Source organism: Frankia sp. CoWAU3 (assembly GCF_977971855.1).
The window spans coordinates 7100-7677 of sequence record NZ_CDWWXB010000042.1; the positions used below are offsets into that span (position 1 = coordinate 7100).

The window sequence follows — 578 nt, forward strand, 5'->3', positions numbered from 1 at the left end:
TTCGTGAAACTGCTGGCCCTGGTGGCACGGACCCGGCTGACACTCAGCACCATCGACGCCCGGATACCTTTGGTAGCGATCCTGCGCCGTTCAGTGCCCACCCCGTGGGCGGTCAAGGGCACCGTCATGCGTCGCGTGGTGGAGTCGGTCGACCCGGATACGGGGTATGTCATCGACACCACGGACGGGGTTCGGATCGTCGGTCCGGACGGCTCCTGGATCCTGGTGTTGCCGGATCCGAGTGAGGCGGTCACCCACCTGTGGTCGGAGGGTGCCGACATCGAGGAGGCCCACGTGCTGCTGCAGCGTTGGGTCGAGGTGGTCGAGGCGCGGTAGCCGCGGCACGCGCGGCGAGGCCTTGGTCGGCGGCGCTCGGTGTCCGGTCGGTCAGAATGCCGAATGTGCGAGAACGGACCGGATGGCCACGCCGAGGGCCGGTACGCCCCGGGGCCGCCGGCCCTTCGGATCCCTGCGGCGTCTCCGGGCGGCCCCGTCGCCCCTGGCAGCGTCCCCTCGCCTTGGCCCTCGTCCTCGGCCTGCTCGGCCTGGTGATCGCGACCGGCGCCCGGCGTGCCGCG

1 pseudogene is annotated in these 578 nt (G+C 71.5%); it reads left to right on the forward strand.

From position 1 onward, the window contains the following. Positions 1–336, forward strand: a pseudogene (locus AC08ON_RS06465) (mannose-1-phosphate guanyltransferase); the annotation flags it as partial. Positions 337–578 lie beyond the last annotated feature (242 nt).